At 57.0% G+C, this 23475-nt stretch carries 22 protein-coding genes and 2 tRNA genes; 5 read left to right on the forward strand and 19 right to left on the reverse strand.

Going from position 1 to position 23475, the window contains the following annotated elements; translation table 11 throughout:
* Positions 1-4 precede the first annotated feature (4 nt).
* The 6 genes from BLR97_RS11380 to ampD form a co-directional block, all read right to left on the reverse strand.
* Positions 5-712: a class I SAM-dependent methyltransferase gene (locus BLR97_RS11380; protein WP_089706537.1), complete on the reverse strand. Its 708-nt coding sequence runs from the start codon at positions 710-712 to the stop codon at positions 5-7.
* Positions 709-1407, reverse strand: coding sequence for a tRNA (adenosine(37)-N6)-threonylcarbamoyltransferase complex dimerization subunit type 1 TsaB (tsaB, locus tag BLR97_RS11385; RefSeq protein WP_089706539.1), 699 nt, complete (start codon positions 1405-1407; stop codon positions 709-711). The genes BLR97_RS11380 and tsaB overlap by 4 nt, the downstream gene beginning before the upstream one ends.
* A gap of 113 nt (positions 1408-1520) precedes the next feature.
* Positions 1521-2174: an adenylate kinase gene (gene adk / locus BLR97_RS11390; protein ID WP_089706541.1), complete on the reverse strand. Its 654-nt coding sequence runs from the start codon at positions 2172-2174 to the stop codon at positions 1521-1523.
* A gap of 237 nt (positions 2175-2411) precedes the next feature.
* On the reverse strand, positions 2412-4451 hold the full coding sequence (gene aceF, locus BLR97_RS11395) for a pyruvate dehydrogenase complex dihydrolipoyllysine-residue acetyltransferase (protein WP_089706543.1): 2040 nt from the start codon (positions 4449-4451) through the stop codon (positions 2412-2414).
* Between the two features lie 57 nt (positions 4452-4508).
* On the reverse strand, positions 4509-7181 hold the full coding sequence (gene aceE, locus BLR97_RS11400) for a pyruvate dehydrogenase (acetyl-transferring), homodimeric type (protein WP_089706545.1): 2673 nt from the start codon (positions 7179-7181) through the stop codon (positions 4509-4511).
* A gap of 375 nt (positions 7182-7556) precedes the next feature.
* Entirely contained in the window at positions 7557-8135 is a 579-nt protein-coding gene (ampD, locus tag BLR97_RS11405) for a 1,6-anhydro-N-acetylmuramyl-L-alanine amidase AmpD (RefSeq protein ID WP_089706736.1), read from the reverse strand.
* Between the two features lie 82 nt (positions 8136-8217).
* Here ampD and nadC point away from each other — a divergent pair, with 82 nt between their 5' ends.
* Positions 8218-9072 (forward strand): carboxylating nicotinate-nucleotide diphosphorylase, encoded by an 855-nt coding sequence (gene nadC, locus BLR97_RS11410; protein ID WP_089706547.1) that lies wholly within the window; start codon positions 8218-8220, stop codon positions 9070-9072.
* Between the two features lie 11 nt (positions 9073-9083).
* Here the strand turns inward: nadC and BLR97_RS11415 are convergent, their stop codons facing one another.
* A complete protein-coding gene (locus BLR97_RS11415) occupies positions 9084-9605 on the reverse strand; it encodes a GNAT family N-acetyltransferase (RefSeq protein ID WP_089706552.1) in 522 nt (173 codons plus the stop codon).
* A gap of 116 nt (positions 9606-9721) precedes the next feature.
* On the opposite strand from BLR97_RS11415, the gene tsaA reads away from it, so the two are divergent.
* The gene (gene tsaA, locus BLR97_RS11420) at positions 9722-10459 is read left to right on the forward strand and encodes a tRNA (N6-threonylcarbamoyladenosine(37)-N6)-methyltransferase TrmO (protein WP_089706555.1); all 738 of its coding nucleotides are present in this window, start codon (positions 9722-9724) and stop codon (positions 10457-10459) included.
* Here the strand turns inward: tsaA and purC are convergent.
* The 3 genes from purC to dapA form a co-directional block, all read right to left on the reverse strand.
* Positions 10456-11172, reverse strand: coding sequence for a phosphoribosylaminoimidazolesuccinocarboxamide synthase (purC, locus tag BLR97_RS11425; RefSeq protein ID WP_089706558.1), 717 nt, complete (start codon positions 11170-11172; stop codon positions 10456-10458). The two genes, tsaA and purC, sit on opposite strands and share 4 nt — an antisense overlap.
* Positions 11173-11204: 32 nt before the next feature.
* Positions 11205-12200: an outer membrane protein assembly factor BamC gene (locus BLR97_RS11430; RefSeq protein WP_089706561.1), complete on the reverse strand. Its 996-nt coding sequence runs from the start codon at positions 12198-12200 to the stop codon at positions 11205-11207.
* A gap of 80 nt (positions 12201-12280) precedes the next feature.
* On the reverse strand, positions 12281-13165 hold the full coding sequence (gene dapA, locus BLR97_RS11435) for a 4-hydroxy-tetrahydrodipicolinate synthase (protein ID WP_089706564.1): 885 nt from the start codon (positions 13163-13165) through the stop codon (positions 12281-12283).
* 249 nt (positions 13166-13414) lie between these two features.
* Here dapA and BLR97_RS11440 point away from each other — a divergent pair, with 249 nt between their 5' ends.
* On the forward strand, positions 13415-13888 hold the full coding sequence (locus BLR97_RS11440; RefSeq protein WP_089706567.1) for a peroxiredoxin: 474 nt from the start codon (positions 13415-13417) through the stop codon (positions 13886-13888).
* A gap of 44 nt (positions 13889-13932) precedes the next feature.
* On the opposite strand, the gene BLR97_RS11445 is transcribed toward BLR97_RS11440, so the two are convergent.
* Both BLR97_RS11445 and BLR97_RS11450 read right to left on the reverse strand, forming a co-directional pair.
* On the reverse strand, positions 13933-15033 hold the full coding sequence (locus BLR97_RS11445; RefSeq protein ID WP_089706570.1) for an AI-2E family transporter: 1101 nt from the start codon (positions 15031-15033) through the stop codon (positions 13933-13935).
* The gene (locus tag BLR97_RS11450; RefSeq protein ID WP_089706573.1) at positions 15030-15293 is read right to left on the reverse strand and encodes a sulfurtransferase TusA family protein; all 264 of its coding nucleotides are present in this window, start codon (positions 15291-15293) and stop codon (positions 15030-15032) included. Before BLR97_RS11450 ends, BLR97_RS11445 begins: the two co-directional genes overlap by 4 nt.
* Positions 15294-15443: 150 nt before the next feature.
* Here BLR97_RS11450 and BLR97_RS11455 point away from each other — a divergent pair, with 150 nt between their 5' ends.
* On the forward strand, positions 15444-16901 hold the full coding sequence (locus BLR97_RS11455) for a M48 family metalloprotease (RefSeq protein ID WP_089706576.1): 1458 nt from the start codon (positions 15444-15446) through the stop codon (positions 16899-16901).
* A gap of 57 nt (positions 16902-16958) precedes the next feature.
* On the opposite strand, the gene nadA is transcribed toward BLR97_RS11455, so the two are convergent.
* The 7 genes from nadA to radD all read right to left on the reverse strand — a co-directional run bounded on the left by nadA (position 16959) and on the right by radD (position 23076).
* Positions 16959-17987, reverse strand: coding sequence for a quinolinate synthase NadA (gene nadA / locus BLR97_RS11460; RefSeq protein WP_089706578.1), 1029 nt, complete (start codon positions 17985-17987; stop codon positions 16959-16961).
* Positions 17988-18231: 244 nt separating this feature from the next.
* Positions 18232-18307 (reverse strand) — tRNA-Lys (locus BLR97_RS11465).
* Between the two features lie 39 nt (positions 18308-18346).
* Positions 18347-18422 (reverse strand) — tRNA-Lys (locus tag BLR97_RS11470).
* Between the two features lie 103 nt (positions 18423-18525).
* Positions 18526-19389, reverse strand: coding sequence for a 23S rRNA pseudouridine(2605) synthase RluB (gene rluB, locus BLR97_RS11475; RefSeq protein WP_089706581.1), 864 nt, complete (start codon positions 19387-19389; stop codon positions 18526-18528).
* Positions 19376-20203 (reverse strand): SMC-Scp complex subunit ScpB, encoded by an 828-nt coding sequence (gene scpB / locus BLR97_RS11480; protein WP_089706584.1) that lies wholly within the window; start codon positions 20201-20203, stop codon positions 19376-19378. The genes rluB and scpB overlap by 14 nt, the downstream gene beginning before the upstream one ends.
* Positions 20200-21186, reverse strand: a complete 987-nt coding sequence (locus tag BLR97_RS11485; RefSeq protein WP_089706587.1) for a segregation and condensation protein A — start codon at positions 21184-21186, stop codon at positions 20200-20202. The genes scpB and BLR97_RS11485 overlap by 4 nt, the downstream gene beginning before the upstream one ends.
* 111 nt (positions 21187-21297) lie before the next feature.
* On the reverse strand, positions 21298-23076 hold the full coding sequence (gene radD, locus BLR97_RS11490; protein ID WP_479694208.1) for a DNA repair helicase RadD: 1779 nt from the start codon (positions 23074-23076) through the stop codon (positions 21298-21300).
* Between the two features lie 122 nt (positions 23077-23198).
* On the opposite strand from radD, the gene BLR97_RS11495 reads away from it, so the two are divergent.
* Positions 23199-23432, forward strand: coding sequence for a hypothetical protein (locus BLR97_RS11495; protein WP_089706590.1), 234 nt, complete (start codon positions 23199-23201; stop codon positions 23430-23432).
* Positions 23433-23475 lie beyond the last annotated feature (43 nt).

The raw sequence follows: 23475 nt of genomic DNA on the forward strand, positions 1-23475 counted from the left end.
AGGGTTAGCGGGTCAGGGCGCGATGTACATACATATCGTACCGGCTGGTTTTGCCTTCCAGGGTGTGGTGGGGCGCAGGCCCGTTAATCGGCGGCGCTTTGCGTGGGCGCTTTACCACCACCCGATGCGTCGCTACGTCCAAGGCGGCTTCCAGTAGACGCGGTGCGTCGTCGTCATCCCCGGCCAGTTCACGAAACAAACGCATTTCCTTTTTGACCAGCGCCGATTTTTCGCGGTGCGGGAACATCGGGTCAAGATGGATCACCTGAGGCTCAAAACCAGCGTCAGCCACCAGCGCCCCCAGTGCCTGGGCAGCATCCCCATGGCGCAGGGTCATGCGTGCGGCAATCGGAGCAGTGGCGTCGGCCTTGGCCGCGCGTGCCAGCCCATCGGCTAGCAGTGCAGCAATCGCTGGCACACGCTCGATCAACAGCACCGGTGAGCCAAGGCTGGCGAGCACAAAAGCATCGCGCCCCAACCCGGCGGTGGCGTCGACCACGTGAGGGCTAATGCCTTTACTCAGTCCGCAGGCTTTGGCGATTAGCTGTCCGCGCCCGCCGCCAAATTGGCGCCGATGAGCCGCCCGTCCCGTGACAAAATCAACACTGAGCGGGTTGCCAAACTGCCGCTCGTCTCCTTGCAGCATTAGCTGTCCATCGTGGTAGGCTAGCGTTAACCCTAAGGGTAGTGCGCCGACATCGGGCACGCTCATGCAGGCTTCTTCCACGCCACTTGGTTGCGCAGGTAAACCGGTTGAACGGCATGGGCGGCTTGCCCTAATCCGGCGGCATAGTCCCGAGCCGCCAGCCAAACCATCTCTTCGGCACGCGGTTCAAGGTCGCTCAAATGGTGCGTCATGGCGGCCTGCAACGGCGTATTGAACTGCTCCCAGAGCGTAAACCCTGAGCCCACCCCCACCCAATCGGTTTCATCGTCTGGCAGGATCACCTTATCCGGCGCCATAACGGCTTCCTCGTCTTGTCGACGTATGGTGTCCTTTAAACAGTGCCATGTGGCTACATAAACCTCCCCCATGCGGGCATCCAGCGCGGTCACCACATGCCGCAGGTGATAGCGGCGATGCCCTTGAAGGGCAAGCGCTTCGAGCGTGGAAATACCCAGCAACGGGCGGTTCAATCCGAATGCTAAGCCCTGGGCCGCGCCCGCTGCGATGCGCAAACCGGTAAATGCGCCCGGGCCACGGCCAAAGGCGATAGCATCGAGTTGACTGGTCGTGACCTGGGCGTCAGCCAATACGTCATCGACCATCGGCAACAGCCGCCGCGTGTGCCCTCGCGGGGTCATTTCAAAGCGCGCCACGCACTCGCTGTGGCCATTGTCCTGGCGCAGCAACGCCGTCGAACAGGCACTGGATGACGCATCAAGGGCGAGAAGATATAGCGACATAACGATTCAGCACTCGTAAGAAATAATTAGCATTGTACCTTTGCCATGCCCAAACAACGATGGCCCGCTGTTGGCGGGCCATCGCGTATTCGCAGTTCAACCCTAAAGAGGGCTTAACTCAGTGCGTTTTTCACCTGGCGGGTAATGTCATCAACGCTGCCAACCCCTTCAACGCGATGGTATTGCGGGGCGGCTGCGGGGTCTTCTTTGGCCCACTGCTGGTAGTAGTCTACCAGCGGCGCCGTTTGATCGTGGTAGACGGCCAAGCGATTGCGCACGGTGGACTCTTGATCGTCTTCGCGCTGAATCAGCGCTTCGCCGGTCACGTCATCCTTGCCCGGTTCTTTGGGTGGATTATGCTCAACGTGGTAAACCCGACCCGATGCCGGGTGCACGCGCCGACCGGCCAAACGCTCGACAATCTCCTCGTCGGGCACGGCAATTTCCAGTACGTGATCGAGCTTAACACCGCCTTCTTTCATGGCGTCCGCCTGAGGAATAGTGCGCGGGAAGCCATCGAACAGAAAGCCATTTTCGCAGTCGGGCTGGCTGATACGCTCTTTGACCAAGTCGATGATGATATCGTCCGACACCAGACCACCGGTGTTCATGATTTCTTTAACTTTGAGGCCCAGTTCGCTGCCGTCCTTGATCGCCGCGCGTAGCATGTCCCCGGTAGAAATCTGGGGGATTTTATACTGCTCGCAGATAAATTTTGCTTGAGTCCCCTTCCCCGCCCCGGGGGCACCCAACAGGATTAAACGCATGGCACTGCTCCTTGGTAATATAAATACAATAAATCAGTTAACCGACAATAACCGTGCCTTTCAGGCGACACAACTCTCCAAAAGCCTGAAAGCACTGCTCTGAAGGCATTTTTTTTAAGTAAAAACAGCTAAATGACGCCCGCCTCGTACTTTGGTCGTCCTCTTATTCAACCTCTAGTGACCCCAAACACAAGCGGCGCCCTTTCGGGCGCCGCTAGCAAGACCGTTCGTTGTCACTTAAAGCAGTAAACGACGGATATCGGTCAGCGCATCCGCGAGGAAGGCGGTGAAGCGTGCTGCATCCGCTCCGTTAATCGCGCGGTGATCATAGGAGAGCGACAGCGGCATCATTAAGCGCGGCTGGAAGGCGCTGCCGTCCCAGACAGGTTTTATCTGCGACTTAGAAACCCCAAGAATCGCCACTTCCGGCGCGTTGACGATCGGTGTAAAGGCCGTTCCACCAATCGAACCAAGGCTCGAAATGGTAAAGCAGCCGCCGGTCATCTCATCACGCTTGAGCTTTTTGGTCTGCGCTTTTTTACCCAGCTCGGCCATTTCCTTGGCAATTTCAACCAGGGATTTTTGATCGGCGTTACGCACCACCGGCACCATCAAGCCCTCAGGTGTATCCACGGCGATACCGATATGGACGTAGTTCTTCCATACCAGGGTTTCGCCATCGCCCTTCAAGCTGACATTGAACTGCGGGAATTTACGCAGCGCAAACGCACAGGCTTTTACCATAAACGGCAGCGGCGTCAGCTTAGCGCCCTGGGCTTCCACTTCGGCTTTCATTGCCTTGCGGAAGTCCTCAAGCTCGGTAATGTCCGCTTCGTCAAACTGAGTGACGTGGGGTACGTTGAGCCAACTGCGATGCAGGTTGGTCGCGCCCATCTTGAGCAGACGGCCCATCGGCTTTTCTTCGACCTCGCCAAACTGGCTGAAGTCGACTTCCGGGATCGGTGGAATGCCTGCTCCGCCGGTTGCGGCGGGGGCAGCACCTGCCTGGGCCTTGCCCTGACTGGCAATGGCCTGCTTAACGTAAGCCTGAACGTCTTCTTTCAGCACCCGGTCCTTCGGTCCGCTGGGCTTAACAAGACCCAGATCCACGCCGAGTTCGCGTGCCAGCATCCGCACCGCAGGACCTGCGTGAACCAACTTGCCATCACGCGGCTTGTGCGACGCCATCTGCGCTTCAGGACTCGGCGTTCCGGCCGATGCCTCGGCGGGCTTGGCGCTAGGCTGACTCGCACTGCTCTGAGAGGCTTTTTCTGGCGCGGCCTTTTTGGGTGCCGCTTTTTTCGCGCCACCGGCCGAGGCCACTTCGATATAGCCAATCACATCGCCTTCAGAGACGGTGTCACCCTCTTTAACGGTTAGCTCCAGGAGCTTACCCTTGTAGGGGCTGGGCACGTCCATAGAGGCTTTGTCGGACTCTAAAGTGATCAGCGGGTCTTCTTCGTTGACCTCATCGCCTGCCGCCACACCGATTTCAATAATCGGCACATCTGATGAGCCAGATAGATCCGGTACGCGAATCTCTTTGCGCTCCGGTTCGCCGCTAGCGGCTTCTTCTTGCTCATCGCCATCAGCCGCCTCTTCCGGCTCGCTGCTGGCTTGGCTAGAGGCTTGCTCTGCCGGCGCGTCATCGCTGTCGCCACCGTCGTCGCCAGCGATCTCCATCTGGCCGATCACATCGCCTTCGGAAACGCTGTCGCCTTCTTTGGCGGTGAAGCTAACAATTTTGCCGCTGTAGGGGCTGGGCACATCCATGGAGGCTTTATCAGACTCCAGGGTAATCAGCGTATCTTCAGCCTCGACCTCATCGCCTTCGCTAACCGCGACTTCGATAATTTCAACGCCGTCATCGCCACCCAGATCCGGTACTTTGATATCAACCGTCTGCTTACCACCGGCTGACTTTTTAGCCGCGGGCTTCTGCTCTTGCGGTTTTTCTTCTTTAGGCTTTTCTTGTTTCGCTGGGGCCTCTTCGGGCTGGCTATCAGACGAGCTTTCTTCGCTACTCGTTTCGCCGCCGCCTTCGACTTCCAGCTCAACGATATCGTCGCCTTCGGAGACGCTATCGCCTTCTTTGACCAGTACTTTGAGAACCTTTCCGCCTTTCGGGGCGGGGACGTCCATACTGGCTTTATCGGATTCAAGCGTGATTAGGGTGTCTTCCGCTTCAATGACATCGCCTTCCGACACCGCAATCTCGATGATTTCGACATCGGTATCGCCACCAATGTCGGGAACTTTGATGATTTCGCTACTCAAGGTCGCGCTCCTTTAAAATCGGATCGAGCCGGCGGGCATTGCCCGCCGGGCAGCGGATCAGCTGGTCAGCGGGTTCGGCTTGTTGGCATCAATGCCGTATTTCTTCAACGCTTCGCCGACGTGCTTGCGATCAATGTCACCACGATCAGCCAACGCGCGCAGCGCCGCGACGGTCACGAAGTAACGGTCTACCTCGAAGAAGTAACGCAGCTTCTCGCGGGTGTCCGAACGACCAAAGCCGTCCGTACCCAGCACTGTGTACTCACTCGGCACCCAAGCGCGCACCTGGTCAGCGTAAAGCTTCATATAGTCGGTAGACGCAATAACCGGCCCTTCACGGCCTTCCAGGCATTTCGTTACATGGGGCTTGTTGGCGTCGGCATCCGGGCTTAAGAAGGCCTCACGTTCCAGCATTAGCGCTTCACGGCGCAGCTCGTTGAAGCTGGTCACACTCCAGATATCAGCACCGACACCCCAGTCGTTTTCCAGCAGCTCGGCGGCATGCTCAACTTCGCGCAGGATCGTGCCAGAGCCCATCAGCTGGACGCGGCCCTTTTTACCCTTAGTTTCGCGGAGCAGGTACATGCCTTTGACGATGTCCTCAGTGGGCACGTTTTCAAGCTCTGGATGCTCGTAGTTCTCGTTCATGACCGTGAGGTAATAGAAGCAGTTCTCCTTGTCGGTGAACATGCGCTTCAGGCCATCCTGGAGAATCACCGCGACTTCGTGGGCATAGGTCGGGTCATAGCTCCGGCAGTTGGGAATGGTCGATGCCTGAATCAGGCTGTGGCCATCCTGGTGCTGCAGACCTTCGCCGTTAAGCGTGGTGCGGCCTGCCGTGCCGCCAACCATAAAGCCACGCGCCTGAAGATCACCTGCCGCCCAGGCCAAATCGCCAATCCGCTGAAAGCCGAACATCGAGTAATAGACGTAAAATGGCAGCAGCGTGACGTTGTTATTGCTGTAGGAGGTAGCGGCAGCAATCCACGCCGACATCGCCCCTGCCTCAGAAATGCCCTCTTCGAGAATCTGCCCCTTCTGGTCTTCACGGTAGAACATGATCTGGCCTTTATCGACCGGCTCATACTTCTGACCTTCAGAGGTGTAGATCCCTAGCTGACGGAACATGCCTTCCATGCCGAAAGTACGTGCTTCATCAGGAATGATCGGCACGACTTTTTTACCGATTTTCTTGTCTTTGACCAGCCCGTTGAGTACGCGCACAAACGCCATCGTGGTCGACACTTCGCGCCCTTTGGAGCCGCCCATTTGCGAGGCAAAGGCTTTGTCTTCCAACGTAGGAATTTCCAGCGCATCAAAACTACTACGCCGTTTAGGCAGGTAGCCACCCAAACGCTCACGCTGCAGGTGCATGTACTTAAGCTCGGGCGAATCGTCTTCCGGCTTGTAATACGGCACATCCTTGAGCTGCTCATCGGTCAATGGAATGCCGAAACGATCGCGGAAAGTCTTCAGCGCTTCGTGTTCCATGCTCTTGACCTGGTGCGCTTCGTTAGCCGCTTCGCCATCGCCGCTACCCATACCGTAGCCTTTAACGGTATGCGCCAGAATCACCGTGGGCTTGCCGTTTGAGGTATTCACCGCTTCGTTGTAAGCCGCATAGACCTTAAACGGATCGTGGCCACCGCGGTTGAGCTTCCAGATATCCTCGTCGGAGAGGTCGTTGACCATCGCCTCCGTTTCGGGATATTTGCCAAAGAAGTGCTCGCGAGTGTACGCGCCACCGTTGGCTTTATAGTTCTGATACTCGCCGTCGACCGCTTCATCCATGCGTTTTTGCAGGACGCCTTTATTATCCTTCTCGAACAGCGGATCCCAGTGGCGGCCCCAAACAACTTTAATGACGTTCCAGCCCGCGCCGCGGAAAACGCCTTCAAACTCGTCCATTACCCGCGAGTTACCCCGTACAGGGCCGTCTAAGCGCTGCAGGTTGCAGTTAATCACGAAGATCAGGTTGTCGAGGTTTTCGCGACCAGCCAGGGAAATAGCGCCCAGGGATTCCGGCTCGTCGCACTCGCCGTCACCCATAAAGCACCAGATCTTACGGTCGTACATGTCTTTCAGCTCGCGGTGATGCAGGTACTTCATCACGTGAGCCTGGTAGATCGCCTGGATCGGGCCTAGCCCCATGGACACCGTGGGGAACTGCCAGTAATCCGGCATCAGCCACGGGTGCGGGTAAGACGACAGGCCATCGCCATCGACTTCCTGGCGGAATTTATCCATCTGCGCTTCGCTCAGACGGCCTTCCAGGTAGGAGCGCGCGTAAATGCCCGGTGCCACGTGGCCCTGGATGTATACCAGGTCGCCTTCAAAGTCGCCCTGGGGCGCGCGGAAGAAGTGGTTAAAGCCCACATCGTAAAGCGTCGCCGACGACATAAAGCTGGCAATGTGCCCCCCCAGCCCCGGCTTGGCGCGGTTGTTGCGAATGACCTGGGCAATGGCGTTGTAACGAATCAAAGAGCGAATGCGACGCTCCATGAACAAGTCGCCGGGCATAGGCGCTTCGCGATGAACCGGAATCGTATTGCGGTGCGGGGTTGTCACCGAGAAGGGCACCCTCATCCCGTCCCGGCGCAGGCGATCCGCCAAGCGGGTCATCAGGTAGCGGGCACGATCTTCGCCCTCACGATCCAACACCGATTCCAAGGAATCTATCCATTCCGTAGTTTCGACCGGATCGAGATCTTCTCTTGACTCCAGACTCATAGAGGTCTCTCCGAATGACAATAAATGACGATGAGCCCCGCTAACCCTTTGGGCCTGGGGCGGCTGCAGTGTAACGCCACCACAGGCAAGTAGTTGCCGGCACCGAGGTGCCATGCAGGGGGTTTTCGTTCTACATTCAATAAGCTACGCGTTTTTGAATGTAGTAAAGCTACATAAATGTTGTGAAAGTTAGCCTTTTGTACAGATGAAGATACCGCAAAGTCGCCACGCTGCCAATTCCAGCGAGACCAAAAAGGCTATCGAAAACAATCTATTGCACCGCAGCATAAGACTTTTCTGAGGCATTGAATAACGCGACCAAGGGGTAACTCAATGTAGTCAAACTACCGTTTTATTGTCTTCAATCACCGCCACTTAGCTAGTGTTCAAGGCAGCTAACCGCTGGTACAAATACGCCCAATCGAAGGCTGGCCCTGGGTCTGTTTTGCGCAGTGGTGCCACCCGTGCGTGACTTGTCATGCGGGCTTGGGTGATTGCAGGGTAACGCGTCTTGAGCCACTCAACCGCCTTCGCCAACGTGACATACTGAGCTTTGGTAAAGGGGGTCAAATCGTCCCCTTCCATTTCAATGCCTACCGAGAAGTCATTGAGTGCCTGCCGCCAGCAAGCCTCGCGCGGATCCCACCAGCGAGATCGACCCGCGTGCCATGCGCGCTGATCAGTATCGACAAACTGAACGCACTCGCCATCGCGGCGAATTAACAAGTGGGCTGACACCCGTAAATGGGCAATGGCCGCAAAATAAGGGTCTGCCTCTGGATCCAGCTGATTAGTGAACAAGGCTTCAATCGCGGGGCCATGAAACTGACCGGGCGGTAAGCTAATCGCGTGGATCAACAGTAGCGATACCTCATCATGGGGACGCTGATCCGCATTCGGCGAAGCCACCTGGCGTGCGGTTTGCCAGCGGCCAGGGGAAGATTGTCGGTCAATCACGCGAAGGACTCCTCTACGTTGGCGCAGTCTTTCACTATAATGCCGGGCATCGACGCAAACGCCCAGAGAATTGACCGCTATGCATTATCAAACCGCACTTGCCGAAGAAATCCGTTCCAGCGCTGCCCGCTTGCTCGCCGAAGACATGGGCCCTGGTGATATTACGGCCGAATTGATCCCCGATAAGCAATGGGCAACGGCCGAGGTTATCACTCGGGTGCCTGCCGTGCTTTGCGGTGTGGCCTGGGTCGACGATATTTTTCGCCGTTTGGATGGCCGCGTCGCGCTGCATTGGCACGCCGCCGACGGTGACCGGCTGGACGCCGACCAGTGCTTCCTCACCTTGGAGGGGCCCGCACGCAGTCTATTAACCGGAGAGCGCGCCGCGCTCAACGTGCTGCAAACCTTATCGGCCACCGCAACGGCCACGCGGACTTACGTGGATCTTATCGCCGACACCGGCGTGCGCTTATTGGATACCCGTAAGACACTGCCTGGCATGCGGCTGGCCCAAAAATACGCAGTAACCTGTGGCGGCGGCCATAACCACCGCATTGGGCTCTGGGATGCCTTTCTCATTAAAGAGAACCATATCGCCGCGTGTGGCGGGATTCAGGCCGCGGTAAAGCAGGCACGCAAACTGGCCGCCGAGCTTCCCGTTGAAGTAGAAGTCGAGAACTTTGACGAGCTTGAGCAAGCCCTGGCGGCTAAGGCGGATACCATCATGCTGGATAACTTTAGCTTGGATGAACTGCGTAAGGCGGTTGAGCTGACAGCCGGTAACGCAACGCTTGAAGCCTCGGGCAATGTTGACGCCACCACTTTGCGCGCCATTGCCGAAACGGGAGTCAACTGTATTTCCTGTGGCACGCTGACCAAAGACATCCAGGCCATTGACCTGTCGATGCGCATTACCCGCCAAGAGCCCGTATAGCCGACACGCGCTTAAGTTTCGACAGCGTTAAGCCGCTTCTGCAAACGAAATCGCTGAAGCGGCTCACCGCCTCGCTCTACCCACTGCTCGCCCAGGTTATCCCAACCGCGCCGAAGCAGCCGCTCGTAAAGCGTTAAGCTCGCTTCGATCTGGATGCGGGAGACACCTTGTTCTAACAGCCATCTTTCGGCGTGAATCAGCAGCGTGGTGCCAATTCCCCGTCCGTTGAGCGAAGGCCAGACGTATAACGTTTCAACCCGGCCATCGGGCACATCTAGCTCTAAAAACCCCACGCAGCGTCCATCGCAGTGAGCAACAAGGGTGGTATACAGCGCTTGACGGGCAGACCAGGCACTGGCCTCCCGGGGCAAGGCGCTTGCCCAAGCTCGCCGCTGCCCTAACGTGTAGCGCGTCGCAGCACCTTGCATCACGGCATGGTAAAACACTTCCGCTTGATCGGCAGCGTCCCGCGCACGCGCCAGACGGTAGGTCACGCGAGTCGTCGGGGGCTTGGCAGTCTGATCGTCTGTCATGTTTCACCTTGTGGGCGTTAACGCTTTCTTTTTCAAGGCATGTCCTGCGCCACTGCGCTAAGAACACGGCTGTTTTATACTCGGCTACCTGGTTTTCCCTTTGATGAGGCAGTGTGATGCAACAGGCCCCTCCCGGCGAGCACTTTTCGCTGACCCCCGTTGGCTACGTGATCAGCGATTACGCCGATAAATTTGGCGTTCCCCGCCAGCCTGGGCTTGCCCCGGCGGCTAACGCACAGCTGGTAATGCATCCACCCTACGACGATCCCCTCGCCGTGCGAGGCCTGGAGGCCTTCAGCCACGTCTGGATCAGTTTTGTATTCCACCAAAGCCCTGAGCGTTGGTCACCCTTGGTTAGGCCACCCAGGCTCGGCGGAAATCGCAAAGTGGGCGTCTTCGCCAGCCGCAGTACACATCGCCCTAACCGGCTTGGCCTTTCGCTCGTGGCGCTGAGCGGCATCGATACCCACCAGGGCGTTCGCTTAATGCTCTCCGGCTGTGACTTGGTCAATGGAACCCCCGTCGTGGATATTAAGCCTTATCTGCCTTGGGCTGAAGCACTCCCCAAGGCCCAGGCAGGCTTTGCCCCTGCCCCTCCCAGCCAATTGGCGGTGCACTTCAGTGCCACGGCCCTCGCTCAACTCGCTATGCGCGACGACCATGCCTCGCTACGGGCGCTGATTGAGCAAGTGCTCGGCCAAGACCCCCGCCCCGCGTATCAGCACGGCAAGCCGTCTGAACGGGTCTACGGGGTGCGTCTTCGCGATGTGGACGTTAAGTTTCGTCCGCACCAGAACGACGAAGCCACCACGTTGGAAGTGGTGGCTATCGAGACATTGAACGCTACGCGTTAACGGGGAAAGGTAATCCCCAGGCGGCGGCCCACCTCTTCGTAGGCCTCGATCACGCCGCCAAGCCCCTGACGGAACCGGTCTTTATCAAGCTTTTCACGGGTGTTGGCATCCCACAAGCGGCATCCATCGGGGGAGAATTCATCGCCTAGCACCACGTTGCCGTTAAACACGCCAAATTCAAGCTTGTAATCCACCAGTAGCATATCGCCTTCGGCAAACAACTGTTTTAGTACATGGTTCACTTTGAAGGTAAGCGTTTTCATCCTGGCAAGCTGCTCGGGGGTCGCCCAACCAAAGGTTTCGGCCAATGAGTCGTTAATCATCGGGTCGCCTTTGTCGTCGTTCTTCAAGAACAATTCAAACGTCGGCGGCGTCAAGGCAATGCCTTCCTCAACGCCCAGGCGTTTCACAAGCCCGCCCGCCGCGATATTACGCACTACGCATTCCACCGGGATCATTTGCATTTTCTTGACCAGGCTTTCCGTATCAGAAAGCTGTTTCTCAAAATGCGTTGGGATACCGGCATCTTCTAATCGCTCCATGATGAAAGCGTTAAAGACGTTATTCACCATGCCTTTCCGCGCTAGCGACTCTTTTTTCTTGCCGTCAAAAGCACTGGTATCGTCACGAAAGTGCATGACCAGCAGATCCGGATCATCGGTGGTATATACAGATTTTGCCTTACCGGCGTAGAGTTCTTGGCGCTTTTCCATGGGAGCTCCGAAAAGAGACAAAGGGCTTTCAGTTAACGTAAATAGCCGGATACCCGCTCAAGCAACTCGCGCTGAGCGTTTTCGCTTAACCGTTGGTCGCCGGTGGCCTCAGCGCGCAACACGCTTTGTTCGCCGCGAGGCTCAACGTCAAGGCGCACTTCTTGGGCCAGCGTGCTGACATCGGTAAATAGCACCACCTGTAGTAGGCTTCGGTCGCGCTCTTCACGCGCTAAGTAATCGACCAAGAAGTCGTAATCAGCCGGGTTAGCGGCAAGTAATTCACGCTCGCCTGCTTGATCAAAGTCTTGTGCCAAATAGTGATGAATTTCCGCCCATACACGGTCAGCATCATAAGGCACCGCCACTTCCCATGCGTCTCCCTGTCGACGCAAGGCTAGCGGCTCGTCGTTATCCAGGCGCTGCGCATTCCACGAAGACGCGGTGGCTGATGCCGACTGAGGCGAGGCGGCGTTATCGCTTAGGTAGGCTTGCAACGCATTAAGGCAACTCGCCATGCTTTGGCCTCCACGTTCACAGCGCACTTCACTGCTGCCGTCACGCAGCGCGCTTTGCAAACGAAATGTCGCCTGCGAGGTCAGCATCACGCCTTCAGACGGACGACTTTCTTGCACATTTAAATTGCGCACACGCGCAAAGCGCTCAAGCTGTGTCCATACGCTACCCGGATTGGCGGCGACCACCAGCCAACGCTGATCGCCGATTTCACGAGATTCAACGTAATCGGCATCCGCACTACGCCCGACCGTAAGCGGCCGAGGCGGACGCACCTCGGCGACATCCCCCTGGGAGCGCTGGCTCGCAGCTTCCGGCACCGGCAATGCATTGCGGTAGCGTTGGGTATTACGGGTATCAGGTAATACCAATGGCGACGCAGATTCGACATCTACGTAATCTAAATTACGATCATCGTAAAAACCTTCATCACGAGCGCAACCGGCAAGCGTCACGGCCGCTGCCAGAGCCAGCGGTATCCATTTAAGCACACGTTTTTCAAGCACAGAGCTCATCAAGCCACCTTAAGTCGACTGTTCGGTTCCCTGGCGCATGAGGACGACATACCGCCAGATAGCAAAGAGTATTTCGCGGATTATTCCTCAACCACCCCGGCGAGTTGAAGGGCTTCGCTGACCGTGGCGTGATATTTGTCTGAAAGCCAGGTTAGCGGCAAGCGGATGCCCGCCTCTGCGTAGCCCATACGATGTAACGCCCACTTGACCGGAATAGGATTGGACTCGATTCCCAAATTGGTATGCAGCGGCATTAAGCGCGTATTAATTTGGTGCGCTTTATCCGCATCTCCCGCTACCGCCGCAACGCACAGCTCATGCATGGCATTGGGGGCGACATTAGCCGTCACTGAAATATCGCCATGCCCACCCATCAACATGAAATCACAGGCAGTCGCATCGTCACCTGAATACAGCATGAAATCGCTGCCTTTAAGGCGAGCGATCAGGTCTTCCGCGCGCTCCAGGTTACCCGTAGCGTCCTTCAAGCCAATAATATTATCGACTTCGGCAAGACGTAACACTGTCTCGTTGTAGATATCCGAGCAGGTGCGGCCGGGTACATTGTAAAGAATGACCGGCAGGTCACTGGCTTCGGCGGTGGCCTTAAAGTGCTGAAACAAGCCTTCCTGAGTTGGCTTGTTGTAGTAAGGCGCGACCGTTAGGCAGTAATCGGCGCCTACCTCTTTGGCGTAGCGGGTCAGTTCCACTGCTTCGGTAGTGTTGTTCGAGCCGGTACCCGCAATGACGGGGATGCGCCCATTCACTTCTTCTACCACACTGCGAATGACGTCAAAGTGTTCCGCGAAGGACATGGTCGTAGGCTCACCCGTAGTGCCAGCAGCCACGATGGCATCAGTGCCATTTTCGAGATGGAAGTTCACCAGGCGACGGAGCGCCTCCCAGTCGATGTCGCCATTAACTTTCATCGGCGTCGCCAGGGCGACGATGCTGCCTGTGATCATCCGTTTATTCCTCACCTACTAATGGTTAAATCAAGCCTCTATGTATCACGCGACAAGGAGCAGTTGGTAGTTAACGCAACGCGCCATCATCTCAACAGGGATCCACAGAGGACAAATGGTACTCAGGCGACTCGACCCTGTACAGCGGAAAGCACGGCGAGTTTGCACCTTGGGACGTTTTCGCCTTTGACACATGACGCAAGCTTGCGTGTAATCGCCTGTGAAAGCCACTACGCAATAGGAACCTTTATGACACTTGAAGAAGGCCAACCGGTCCCCGATTTTTCGGCACCGGCGACAGGGGATACCACCCTGACATTATCCGAACTTCGCGGCCGTCAGGTCGTGGTGTATTTCTACCCTAAAGCCAGCACGCCGGGGTGTACCACGGAAGGCGGTGATTTCCGCGACCGTAAAGCCGATTTCGACGCGGCGAACACCGTCATTGTGGGTGTTTCCAGGGATGGCTTACGCGCCCAGGAAAACTTCAAAGCCAAGCAAGACTTCAACTTTACGCTAGTGTCGGATAAGGACGAAAGCGTCTGCCGACTGTTCGACGTTATTAAGCTCAAGAAGCTTTACGGTAAAGAGCACTTGGGTATTGAGCGCAGCACCTTTTTAATCGATCGCGACGGCAAGCTAGCCCAAGCGTGGCGGGGCGTCAAAGTCCCCGGCCATGTAGACGAAGTGCTGGCCGCGGCACAAGCGCTTAACGCAGCGTAAACCACTCCGCCCCATCCGCATGCCGGATGGGGCGGTCAATGACACTACTTGTCGCTCGTCACCGCGACCTGCCTTTTTTCTTCTCGCTCGTGTAATCCCCGGGGCCACGCATGCACCAACGCTTTTAACAGCGTCGCCAGTGGAATGGCAAAGAACACACCCCAGAATCCCCATATTCCACCAAAGAACAACACCGCGACAATGATCGATACCGGATGGATATTGTTGGTTTCCGAAAACAACACCGGTGCAAGTACGTTGCCATCCAACGCCTGAATAATGCCGTAGGCCACTAACACATAGACGAAGTCATCACTCAAGCCAAAATGGAACCCCGCCACCGCTGCGACGGGCAACGTTGCCACCGCTGCGCCGATATAAGGCACCAGTACTGAAAAGCCCACCAGTACCGCTAGCAATGCGGTATACGGCAGCTCAAAGAACGAGAACGTGATGAAAGCGACCGTGCCCACAATGATGATTTCGATAAACTTACCGCGAATATAGTTGGCAATTTGATCGTCCATTTCACGCCAAATACGCGACATTAACACCCGCTTTTGAGGCAATAACGATAAGGTAAAGCCAACTAGCGCCTCGCGGTCTTTAAGCATAAAAAAGACTAAAATCGGCACCAGCACCAAATAAATGATCAGCGATAAAATATTGCCTAACGACGCCAGCGACAGCGTTAAAGCGCGCTGACCCAACTGGCTAATTTCACGGCTGGCCACACCAATCCAGTTCTGCATTTGATCAGGTGTAATCAGGTTAGGATAGCGCGCCTGTAGCTCATCCAACCAGTTTTGGCCGCTGGCAAACATCCGCGGTGTCTCCTGAACCAGACTAATCAACTGATCCCAGATCAACGGCATCAGAATAAAGGCCAACGCCAGCAGCACACTGAGAAACGCCAGGAAGACTAAAATGACGGCCAGCAAATGAGGCACATTGCGGCGCGTTAATGCACCCACCACTCCCTGGAGTAAAAACGCAATCACCAACGCGGTAAAAAACGGCGCTAGCATACGGCCAAACCAAATCACCGCAGCGAATCCCACGATGAGCACCGCCAGCAAGATGAGCGCTTCTTCATCCGAAAAATAGCGCTCCACCCAGCTTTTCAGGATCGTGCGCAGGGTCATGAACTCGTGCCCTCGGCCTTGCGAAGCCAGTAATGATAAATGTCACCGCGCTGCTCGCGGGCTTCTAAGCGGTGTGCGCTCTGCTCGGCGAAAGCCTCTATATCGCGCCACGAGCCTGCATCAGTGGCGCGAACTTCCAGCAACTGACCCGGCGCGAGTCCTGCCAGTGATTGCTTGGCTTTTAACAGCGGCAACGGGCAGTGCAGCCCACAGGCGTCGAGCACTTTATCAGGCTGAAAGTGCGTCGTTTGCTCTACCATTTTACTCCCCCTTAAAAAGACGCTGCACGCATCCGCCATTGTTGCATAGACTGTACAGTGTTCATTGCGCAGTTGATTTAACGGCACTTCTATTCGTGAATCAATGTCATAAGTAATTACTTAGCGCTTTACATCACCAACGAGGATGCCATGCCGCGCTTTTGTATCCCCTACACAGGCTGGACGCGCGCCCTAGCGCTCGCCTGCAGCACCTTATTATTACCCCTGCCGGCCGTCAGTGACGAGCAGCAGTTGCCCAGTTTAGGCAGCACCTACTCGTCGGGAACCAGCGAGGAATATCGCCTTGGCAGAGCTTGGCTTCGTCAGTTCCGTGCCCACGCGCCCCAATGGCAGGATCCAATTGCCCATGATTATTTAACCGGCCTGATTGATCGGCTAGCCCCCCATAGCCAACTGAGCGACCTGGATGTCATCACGGTAATGGTCGACCACCGAACGCTCAATGCATTTGCCGTTCCTGGCGGCATAGTGGGCATTAACGCCGGCTTGTTTGCCTTTGCAGAAGACGAAGGGGCGTTTGTCTCGGTAATCGCCCACGAGCTGGGCCATCTATCGCAACGCCATTATGCGCGCAGCAGTGCGCGCGCCGAACAAACACAGCTACCGGCGATGGCCGGAATGCTGGCAGGGTTATTAATCGCGGCAGGCGGCGGTGGTAATGCAGGAATCGCCGCCGCCATGGGGTCTCAAGCCGCCCTCATTCAGGATCAACTAACCTACTCGCGTCGTTATGAGCAGGAAGCCGACCGCGTGGGCCTTCAGGCGATGGCCGATGCCGGGTACGACCCTAACGCCATGGCACAGATGTTCCGCACCTTACAGCGGATGACCAGCCTCCAGGGCGGCACCCCCCCGGAGTTTTTATTGACCCACCCGGTGTCGGAATCTCGCTTGAGCGACGCCCAATCGCGCGCCGCCCAGATGGATATTGCGGCAAGCTACTCAAGCGATACGCTCTACGACATGATTCGCGGCCGAGCACTACTGCAGATTCACCAGCAGTCGCCCCAGCAAGCACTCTCTCGGTTGAGACAGGAGGACGCCGACGACACCGCGCAGCGCTACGTAAGCGCTCTGGTCGATGCCAAGACCGGGCAAGTCGATACAGCGCTTCAGACGCTCGACCAGTTGGCCAACCAACAGCCTGATTTAGCGATGCTGCCCGCCTCAGCGGCCGAGGTTGCCCTTGAGGCACAGCGCTTCGATGAGGCGATCCGGCGCAGTCAGCAGCTTTTGCGCTTAATGCCTGATTACATCCCGGCCCAACTGATACTGGCCGAAGCGCAGCTTCAACGCGACCCTGACGCGGCTTACGATGTATTGCGCGACGTCACCGCGCAACATCCGGAAAATCCACAGGGGTTCAACTTACTGGCAGAAGCCGCTGGACGCAGCGGACGCAATGGCTGGGGCCATTTGGCTCGGGCAGAATACCTTCAGCTAACCGGCCGAATGGATAGCAGTATTCGCCAGTTGGATATTGCCGAAGATGCTGCCGAGCAGGAAAACGATCGCCAGGCACTGGCGAGAATCGAGCAGCGGCGCGAGGATTTCATGGACTATCGCGAAGCACTGGAAGCCTTTTAGCCGCAACAAATACGGGCTCGCCAGGCAGGCCCTTAGAGCCCGCCTGGCCATGAACGGCTAAGCGTTGAAGTTCAACATTCGCTCCAGCGGCTTAAGCGCCTGCTGGCGCAGCTCGCTGCCGACGTGAATTTCACCGCTACCCTCACGTAGCGCGCCCGCCAGGTTATCGAGCGCGTTCATTGCCATCCACGGGCAATGCGCGCAGCTGCGACAAGTAGCGCCATTACCCGCCGTTGGGGCCTCAAACAGCGTTTTACCCGGCACCGCTTGCTGCATTTTGAAGAAAATGCCGCGGTCGGTGGCCACAATTAATTGCTCGTTGGGCAAGGTTTTGGCGGCGTTAATCAACTGCGACGTAGAGCCTGCCACATCGGCTAACTGAACGACCGGGGCGGGCGACTCAGGGTGAACCAGGACGGCGGCATCCGGATAAAGACGCTTGAGATCCTCGATACCTTTCGCCTTAAATTCCTCGTGGACGATACAGGCGCCGTCCCACATCAGCATATCGGCACCGGTTTTTTCCTGAATGTAGCCGCCCAGGTGTTTATCGGGCGCCCAGAGGATTTTTTCACCTTTCGCCTGTAGATGCTCAATCACGTCGACGGCAATCGATGAAGTCACCACCCAATCGGCTCGCGCCTTAACGGCCGCTGAGGTGTTGGCGTACACGACCACCGTGCGGTCGGGGTGGGCATCGCAAAAGGCGCTGAATTCATCGGCGGGGCAACCGATGTCCAATGAACAGGTGGCCTCCAGGGTCGGCATCAGTACGCGTTTTTCAGGCGAAAGAATTTTCGCCGTTTCGCCCATAAAGCGCACCCCGGCGACAACCAGCGTGGTGGCGTCATGGCGTGCCCCAAAGCGCGCCATTTCCAGCGAATCGGCAACACAACCACCCGTCTCTTCCGCCAACTGTTGAATGGCATCGTCGGTATAATAGTGAGCGACCAACACGGCATTGTGCTGCTTAAGCAATTGCTTGATTTCTGCCACGCGCGCTTGGTCTTCGGTGGGAATGCGGGTCGGGCAGTACGGGCTGGGGAGCGGAGCATCGAGCTCAGCTTGAGAAGTCATAATAGTCATCGTGTCTACCACTGTGACGAACAGGGAATCCCCCTGTTAAACACCAGTCACGGCGTATGCGCTCCGCACGCGCCGCTCTCGTTGGCAATGAGCCGCTGCGTCTTTCGCGGTGGGCTCATCTGCCGGTTACATTGATGTGACCATTTTGGCGGGAAATGGTTGCTAACGGCAAGTCCAATCTCCCGACTTTCATTTCCCACATAGCAAAACACCCCTGGCAGTAAACTACCAGGGGTGTCGAATTTGGTGGGTCGTGCAGGATTCGAACCTGCGACCAATTGATTAAAAGTCAACTGCTCTACCAACTGAGCTAACGACCCAGATGCACGCGACGGCACATAAGGCTTTTTCTGTTCGGTTGGTGGGTCGTGCAGGATTCGAACCTGCGACCAATTGATTAAAAGTCAACTGCTCTACCAACTGAGCTAACGACCCGCCCGAACGGATGCATATACTACGGACGACCTACGCTATCCGCAAGTCTTTTTTGAACTTTTGCCTAATCCGCCGAACCTTGCTTATCGCTTTTGCGTGGTCATTAGGAACGCTTTGGTTTACGCATCGCCTGTACAGGGCGGCGCTTATTTTTATCGCGACTCCAGCGATTTTTTTCGTCCGGCGTCAATTCTGGAACTTTACGCGTTTCCAGGTTTGCGAGCGCGGCTAAGTCGTCCACCTCAGCCTGCGAAAGCTCGACCCATTCACCCGCTTTGGCGCGCTTATCGAGGAAGATGTTGCCATAACGGACCCGTTTCAAACGACTCACCGTCAGTTCCTGCGATTCCCAAAGGCGACGCACTTCGCGGTTGCGACCCTCTAAAATCACCACATGAAACCAGGTGTTGATGCCTTCACCGCCGAATTCTTGAACGTCGGTGAAGCGCGCGGGGCCATCTTCAAGCATTACGCCGTCGACCATCGCCACCACATGTTCGCGCTTGACCTCGCCCATAACGCGCACCGCGTATTCACGCTCCACCTGGGTGGAGGGATGCATCAAGCGGTTAGCGAGTTCGCCATCGGTAGTGAACAATAAAAGGCCGCTGGTATTGATATCCAGGCGTCCAATGGCGATCCAGCGCTCGCCTTTCAATCGCGGTAGTCGATCAAAGACGGTGCGGCGGCCTTCCGGGTCTTTACGGGTACACAGCTCGCCTTCCGGCTTGTTGTACATAATGACCCGACGCGGCGTTTCATCTTCCGGGCGCAGCGCCACAGGCCGGTCATCAACGCTGACCTTATCGCGGGCGTCAACGCGATCGCCCAACTTGGCGACCTGGCTATTGACCTTAACACGGCCGTCGGCGATGACGGTTTCCATCTCGCGCCGTGAGCCAAGACCGGCACGGGCGAGTACTTTTTGCAGTTTTTCACTAGCGGAAGGGGTATTACTCTGACTCATGGTCGTCTGACCTCTCATCATGGGTCTGCGTGCGCGCGCTTTGATCATCAGAGCGCTGCGCACGTGCCGCCAGGCGTGCCTCTAAATCGGCAAAGCTCAGCGGCTGGGTTAACGCCGTCTCGGCGTGCGTCTCGGCACTATCGGCCGTTTCGGGTGGCGCATCCTGCACGGTTTCAGGCGCGCCGTCCAGTCCTTCTTGGCCGTCAGGGGGCTGGGGCTCAGTTGATGGCGTCTGTTGATTGAGGGTATCGGAGGCTTCACCGCTATCGTGCTCACTATCTTCCCCGCTAACCAGCGCGTGCATCGGCGGCAGCGCATCCAGGGTTTTTAGCCCAAAATCATCCAGAAAGCTCCGCGACGTGGCATACACGGCGGGACGCCCCGGCACATCGCGATGCCCGACTACGCGTATCCAGCCCCGCTCCATCAGCGTGCGCATAATTGAGCTACTCACGCTCACCCCGCGTACGTCTTCGATGTCACTGCGGGTCACCGGCTGGCGATAAGCGATGAGCGCCAGGGTTTCGAGCAGCGCCCGCGAGTAGCGCTGCGGGCGCTCGTCCCATAAACGGGAAACCCACCGGGAAAGTCGGGGGCGAATACGCAGTTGATAGCCTGAGGCGGTTTCGACCAGCTCCAAGGCCCCCGCCCCATGGCGTTCACCCAAGCGCGCCAGCACCTCGCGAAGCTCGCCTCGTGAAGGGCACTCCCCATCGAGAAACAACGTTTCTATACGTTCCAGGGGTAGCGGTTCGCCCGCCGCCAATAACGCGGCTTCTACAATATCGTCCAAAGCCGAGGTGACTTCACTCATGGCGCATCCTTGTCGGCCTGATTATCGGGTTCATCGGCGCGCGTCTCGAATGCGCTTTCTTGCTGGGCATTCTCGCCGGCGTCATCCATCTCAAAAGCGCCTTCAGGGTCGCTTGCGTCGCTAATCGCTGCGGGTCTTGCCCGTACATGGATCGGCGAGAGCGGCGCATTCTGCACGATATCGATCATCGCCTCTTTGGCAAGCTCCAAAATCGCCATGAAGGTCACTACCACACCCGCGCGACCCTCCTCGAGGGTAAACAGCGCGGCAAACGGCGTATAGTGCGGCTGACCGTCTTCCCCTCCGCTGAGCTGCTCCATAATCTTCAGCATGCGCTCACGGGTGGACAGCACTTCGCGGCTTATATGGTGAGCCTTGGCAAGCTCGGCGCGTTTAAGAATATCGGCCAGCGCTCCCAATAACTCATCGAGCTCGACCGGCGGATGAATAACTCGGGCTTCCAGCGGCGGCAAGCCTGCCTGCACGCTGAACCAGTCGCGGCCGACACGGGGCAGCGTATCCAGCGACTCGGCCGCTTCTTTCAGGCGCTCGTACGCTTGCAACCGGCGAATCAGCTCTGCCCGGGGATCTTCTTCCTCCTCGCCTTCGGCTTTAGGCGGGCGCGGCAGTAGCGTGCGCGATTTGATTTCAGCAAGCATCGCGGCCATGAGCAGATATTCGCCGGCCAGCTCGATTTCCATCGCCTTCATCAGTTCCACGTATTCGATGTACTGATGGGTGATGGTGGCCACGTTAATGGTCAAAATATCCAAGTTCTGGCGGCGAATCAGGTAAAGCAACAGATCCAGCGGCCCTTCAAACGCCTCCAAAAAGACACGCAGCGCTTCCGGGGGAATATACAAATCCTCCGGCAATTGGGTAATCGGCTCATTGAATAGCCGCCCCAGCGCCTCGGCCATCGGCTCAGCGGCCGAGGTATCCGTGCTGGCTGGAGCGGCATTGACGCTTGGCGTCTCGCTCACGCGGGTCGGTTTCCTTGGTTAATCAACGGGGTTTATAACGACGTTTAGGTTGTCTGGCTCATACCAACGGGCAGTGTAACAAAGTCGCTGAACGTCGTGGCTGACGCCACTTTATCCTGCTTCAGCGGCTTTACGGTAGCGCCCCTGATAATCAAACAGCTTATCGCGAAGCTGCCAATGACGCCCGACTTTGCGACCGACGACGAAATCGGGATGGCGCAGGCGGCGCTGCTCGCTGACCACCTCCTGTGGGGTCATAGGTTGCCACGCCGACGCAGGGGCGCGTATATGGTCGCGCAAAAAAGCCGCATAGAAAGCGCGGCGCTGCGCCGATGTCTCCAGCGCAAACCATTCCGCTAAGCTCGCGCCGTCTTCGTCGTAATAGGTGACTTTGAGGCGCGGCAGACCGCGGCCGTTAGTCGTCGCTTCCAGCGCCATGCCGCTGACCCTTAACACCTTGGCGTCTTTCAGCTTTAGGGCATCCTTGAGTTTGTTATCGGCGTCGACCAGCAGCGTCTCACAACCGTGGCATCGCCGGGCGGCGATATCATTTTCGGCGCCGCACTCATCGCAGACCTTGAAGCGAAAACGGAAGTCGCACTGATGACGCTTGCCTTCATCCTTTTCAATTAACCCCTGACAACGGCGACCAAAGTGTTCAATGACAAGCTCGCCATCGCGCTTGCCCCAAAACAGATTGGCATGGCCGCAGGCGGGGCATTCGACCTGAACGGGCTCGCTATCACTATCCGGCTTGGGCTCACCGACTTCCGGCGCATACAAATCCCAAGGGTTGCCCGCGTAGTCGAGCACTAAGCAGTCCTGCTTGCCCGGCGCAAGGCGGAGCCCCCGCCCCACCATTTGCTGATACAGGCTAACCGACTCGGTGGGTCGCAGAATCGCGATAAGATCCACATGGGGCGCGTCAAACCCGGTGGTGAGCACCGCCACATTGACCAAGTATTTAAGCGCTTGAGCCTTGAACGACTCAATAATCGCCGTGCGCTCTTGCGATTCCGTACCACCGGTAATCAGCGCTGACTGCCCCGCTGGCAGATATCCCATGATTTCTTCGGCGTGGGCCACCGTCGCGGCAAAGATCATTACGCCTTGGCGCTCCACGGCGTATTCAATAACCTGCTGAATAATGCCCGGCGTGGCACGGTTGCCCGCCACCACCTGGTTGAGCGCCGCCTCGCTATAAATGCCATTAGCTGCCGGCGCCAGGCGCGAAAAATCGTAGCCCTCAACCGCCATATCGCGTCGTTTGGGTTCAGCCAAAAAGCCTTGTTTGACCATCAGCCTAAGCGGCTGTTCAAACACACAGTCACGAAAGAAACAGGCATCACTGCCTTTCACCATGCCGTGATAATGGCGGTGATAGATAAACCCCTGCCCCAGCCGATAGGGCGTTGCCGTTAGGCCGAGTATTTTAAGCTGCGGATTTTGCCGTTGCAGGTGGTCAATCACCTGGCGGTAGCTGGCATCTTCATCCAGCGAAACGCGATGGCACTCGTCGATCACTAGCAGGGTAAAATGGCCATCGGCAAACCGATCAAGATGTCTAACCACCGACTGCACCGAGCCAAACACCACCTGACGCGACGCCTCCTTGCGCTTTAGCCCGGCGCTAAAAATATCGGCTTCCAGACCGTAAGCCCGATACTTGGCGTGGTTCTGCTCGACCAGCTCACGCACATGCGCCAGCACCAGCACCCGGCCACGGGCCAGCCGAGCAAGCTCGGCAATCACCAGCGACTTACCGCTCCCCGTGGGCAACACCACCACCGCCGGCTCGTGGGAGGCACGAAAGTGCGCCACCACGCGGCTTACCGCTGCTGACTGGTAAGGGCGTAGCTGGGGTATGGGCAATGGATAAGAAGACGGCAAATTGATTAGCCTGCTATTGAACTATTTAGACATTCGTCTAATCTTAAGACGTACAGGGAAATAAAACGCCGACTCATTAAGCGTCAGCTTATCGATTTTGTCATCTATATAGGAGATTACTCATGACAACCTCTCACTTCAGTCCCGAGTGCCCCGAGTGCCAAAGCCGGTTCAAGAATTTACCCGCCACGCGTCGTGGTAAAAGTCATGTGTACTGCTCAGAATGTGGGCATGACTTTGGCCGCTACGAAAGCCTGGTGAAACGCTATCGTCACGAGCTTGATACCCTGGAAACGCAGTTGGGCATAACGCCAGCCGCCAGCGATAACGCAGCCCTGGCCTCGCCTCAACCGTAACCTGACGCCACCTGATGCGGCGGCGCTCGCCGCCGCATCAAAC

Origin of the sequence: Vreelandella arcis, assembly GCF_900103865.1 — a bacterium.
Taxonomy (GTDB): Bacteria; Pseudomonadota; Gammaproteobacteria; order Pseudomonadales; family Halomonadaceae; genus Vreelandella; species Vreelandella arcis.